Here is a 3300-nt window from a genome sequence, read left to right as displayed (position 1 = left end):
ACGGCGGCGGCGACGAGCAGCCACTCCCACGCCCCGGGCGACTCCCGCGCGCTCGTCGGCATCAGCGGTACGCCGGAGTACGCGCGTGCGGCGGAGGCCATGCCCACGCACCAGGACGCGGCGGCCCAGGCGCCCGGCGAGGCGTACCTGAACAGGGGGATCGACGGCGTGGCTGACATGCGTCGATCGTAGGCAAGGGGCGCGCGGCGGGAATCGGCCCACGGGTGTACAACCACGGGTGACAGCCGCCCGGTGAAGTGTCCGCGCCGGTCCGACGACCGGCGGGTGCGGCCCGCGACACCGTGGTCCCCGTGATCGAAGTCCATGAACTGACGAAGCGGTACGGCACCAGGACGGTGGTCGACGGCCTGAGCTTTCAGGTGCGTCCGGGCCTGGTGACCGGATTCCTCGGCCCCAACGGCGCGGGGAAGTCCACCACCCTGCGCATGATCCTCGGCCTGAACACCCCCACGAGCGGGTCCGTCACCGTCGACGGCCGGCCGTTCCGGGACCGGGCGCGCGGGCTGCGGCACGTCGGCGCGCTCCTCGACGCGGGCGACGTGCACGGCGGGCACACCGCGCGGGCCCATCTGTCCGTCCTCGCCCGCGGCAACCGCATCCCGCGCCCGCGCGTCGACGCGGTCCTCGCGGAGGTCGGCCTCGCGGACGCGGCACGGCGCCGCGTCGGGGGCTTCTCCCTCGGCATGCGGCAACGGCTCGGCATCGCCGCCGCCCTGCTGGGCGACCCTCCGGTGCTGCTCTTCGACGAACCCCTCAACGGCCTCGACCCGGAAGGCGTGCAGTGGGTCCGCGGACTCTTCCGGCGCCTGGCCGCCGAGGGCCGCACCGTCTTCGTCTCCAGTCACCTCATGTCCGAAATGGAGCACGCCGCCGACCAGTTGGTCGTCATCGGCCGCGGCGAACTCGTCGCCGCGGAGAGCCTCGCCGCGTTCGCGGCACGCTCGGGGGACGGGACCGTGACGGTCCGCACACCGGACGCGGCGGCCCTGGTACCGCTGCTGGGCGCCGAGGGCGCGACGGTCGCCGCCGACGGCGGCCGGCTGGTGGTGACGGGACTCGACGCACCCCGCATCGGCGCGCTCGCCCTGCGGCACGGGCTCCCGCTGCACGAACTGACCCCGCGCGCGGCCTCGTTGGAGGAGGCGTTCATGGCGCTGACGGCGGACCGCCTGGAGTATCCGGCGGCCCGGCACACGGAGGGAGAGACTCGATGACGACCTCGACGCACCCCACGGCCCCGGTGGCGCACCCTTCGGCCCGGAAGGCCCCCGGCAGCCTCCGCCCCCGCTTCCGCGACCTCGTCGCCGCCGAGTGGCTGAAGCTCTGGGCGCCGCGCTCGACCGGCTGGGCCCTGCTCATCGCCGGACTCGCGGTCCTCGCCTTCAACACCGGTACGGCGTACGACACCCACCGCTATTGGTCGGCGGAGAACGACGCACGGGACACGGCGCGGTTCGTGCGCGACGGCATCGCGCTGCAGGAGGCCTTCACGACGAACGCCGCCCTCGTCCTGATGCTGTCGGCCGGTGCCGTCGGCGCGCTCGCGCTGGTCTCGGAGCACCGGACCGGACTGATCCGTACGACGTTCGCGGCGGTCCCGGCCCGGCGCGCGCTGATGACCGCCAAGGTCCTGGTGACCGCCGCCGTCATGACCGCGTTCGGAGCGGCCGTCTCGGGCAGCTCCTTCTGGCTGACCCAGGCGATCCTGTCCGGCAAGGGAGTCGGCGTCCCGATCGGCCACCCCGGCGCCTGGCGTCTGGTCGTCGCCTCCGCTCTGCTCGCGCCGGTGTCCGCGCTGGCGGGGCTGGCCCTGGGCGTCGTCCTGCGGCACGGCGGCACCACGATGGTCGCCTCGTTCGTCGTGCTGCTCCTGGTGCCCATCGTGCTGAGCGAGGACCGCCACTGGACGGCCGTCCTCGGCCACGCGACGCCGTACAAGGCCTGGCTGCGCCTCGCCGACCCCGCCACCGTGCAGGGCGCCTATCCGTCGACGGCCGCGGGCGCCTGGCTGGTCCTCGCGGTCTGGCCGGTCGCCGCCGCGGTGGTCGCGGTGCTGACGGTGGACCGCCGTGACGTGTGAGGACGCGGGCGGGTGCGTACCTAGGGGCGAGTGCGCGCGAACGGGCGAGTGCGCGCGTACGTACGTCAGGCACCGGCGTCCTCGTGGGGCAGCGCCGCCGCGCGTACCACCACCGCGTACGCGCCGATCCCGAGCAGATCGGCGCCGGGGACGCGGGCGCCGCGTGAGGTGTGCAGCGCGTCGACGCGGCCCGAGGCGGGGTCGAAGGCCAGGTCGGCGACCGTTCCCACGGCGTCGCCCAGGTCGGTCAACAGGCGCTTGCCCAGCAGGTCCTGGTCCTTGCCCGAGTCCGCCGAGGCGAAGCGCGCCGCCGTGGCCGCCGCGACGACGACCGCGTCGGGCCCCAGCGCGTCCACGTCCGCCCAGGCGACCACGTCACCCCTGCCCTTGACCCCGTCCAGCCTCAGGGCCGTGACCCGGGCCTCCTCCGTGTCGACGACCAGTCCGGCGACCGTGCCCACGCGCGCGGCGTCGGACGAGCTGACGACCGGGCGTCCCACGGTGTCGCTGAGAAGCATCACGGCAGCCGCTCCTCACCCGGGACGTCGGGCCGGAGCGGGTCGCCCGGGTCACCGGCCGCTCCCGCCCCGGATACCTCGGGCCCACCCGCGCCTCCGACACCCCGTTTCCGCCGCACCGCCGCTCCCAGTTCGCCGAGGTCGTCCACGGCCCGTGCCACGTCCTCCGCCGGGATCATCAGGGTGCCGCCGGTCAGCGCGGGCCGGTCGGCCAGGGGCAGGAAGACCGTGCGCCCGCGGCGGCCCCGCGCCTTCGCGGGGGACATCTCGACGCCGACCACCCGCCCGTCCCGGCCCGTCTCGACCACCACGTCGACCACCGTGCCCACCCGCACGCCCCTGTCCGTCAGGACGCGCGCCCCGCGGACCAGACCGCCGGACGCCTCCTCCCAGGTCGCGACGGCGGACTTGTCCTCCAGCACCTCGGCGGAGGCGATCATCACGGCGTCCGCCCCGAGCGCGTGCACCCCCGCCCACGGCAGGCTCCTGCGCAGGGGACCGGACAGCAGCCCGCGTCCGGCGAGGGTGAATCCGGCGATCCGCCCGCCCGCCGCGTCGAGCACCACGTCCTTGACCTGCGCGACGTCCGCTCCGCCGAGCGTGACCACCGGGCGTTTGGTCAGGCCGGAGGCCCGTACGAGCGCACTCATCGCACCCTCCCGCCCCCCGGACGCCGGCCGC

4 protein-coding genes are annotated in these 3300 nt (G+C 75.4%); 2 read left to right on the top strand and 2 right to left on the bottom strand.

Annotation, left to right across the window (positions count from 1 at the left end):
- The first annotated feature begins 311 nt into the window (after positions 1–311).
- Together AOK22_RS35675 and AOK22_RS35670 are read left to right on the top strand one after the other, a co-directional pair.
- Positions 312–1235: an ATP-binding cassette domain-containing protein gene (locus tag AOK22_RS35675; RefSeq protein ID WP_055702846.1), complete on the top strand. Its 924-nt coding sequence runs from the start codon at positions 312–314 to the stop codon at positions 1233–1235.
- Complete coding sequence (locus tag AOK22_RS35670) at positions 1232–2101, top strand: ABC transporter permease (protein WP_055702844.1); 870 nt, start codon at positions 1232–1234, stop codon at positions 2099–2101. Before AOK22_RS35675 ends, AOK22_RS35670 begins: the two co-directional genes overlap by 4 nt.
- A gap of 65 nt (positions 2102–2166) precedes the next feature.
- Here AOK22_RS35670 and AOK22_RS35665 read toward each other — a convergent pair whose 3' ends face one another.
- Positions 2167–2619 (bottom strand): PRC-barrel domain-containing protein, encoded by a 453-nt coding sequence (locus AOK22_RS35665; protein WP_055702843.1) that lies wholly within the window; start codon positions 2617–2619, stop codon positions 2167–2169.
- Positions 2619–3269 carry a PRC-barrel domain-containing protein gene (locus AOK22_RS35660; RefSeq protein WP_063795404.1) on the bottom strand — a complete coding sequence of 217 codons (651 nt, stop codon included), beginning with the start codon at positions 3267–3269 and terminating at the stop codon, positions 2619–2621. The genes AOK22_RS35665 and AOK22_RS35660 overlap by 1 nt, the downstream gene beginning before the upstream one ends.
- Positions 3270–3300 lie beyond the last annotated feature (31 nt).

Origin of the sequence: Streptomyces silaceus (assembly GCF_001419745.1) — a bacterium.
Taxonomy (GTDB): domain Bacteria; phylum Actinomycetota; class Actinomycetes; order Streptomycetales; family Streptomycetaceae; genus Streptomyces; species Streptomyces silaceus.
This window is presented reverse-complemented; position numbering and strand designations above follow the sequence as displayed.

Coding starts and splice junctions, on each gene's coding strand:
- AOK22_RS35670 (WP_055702844.1), top strand. CDS start 1,232: ATGACGACCTCGACGCACCCCACGGCCCCGGTGGCGCACCCTTCGGCC.
- AOK22_RS35665 (WP_055702843.1), bottom strand. CDS start 2,619: ATGCTTCTCAGCGACACCGTGGGACGCCCGGTCGTCAGCTCGTCCGAC.
- AOK22_RS35660 (WP_063795404.1), bottom strand. CDS start 3,269: ATGAGTGCGCTCGTACGGGCCTCCGGCCTGACCAAACGCCCGGTGGTC.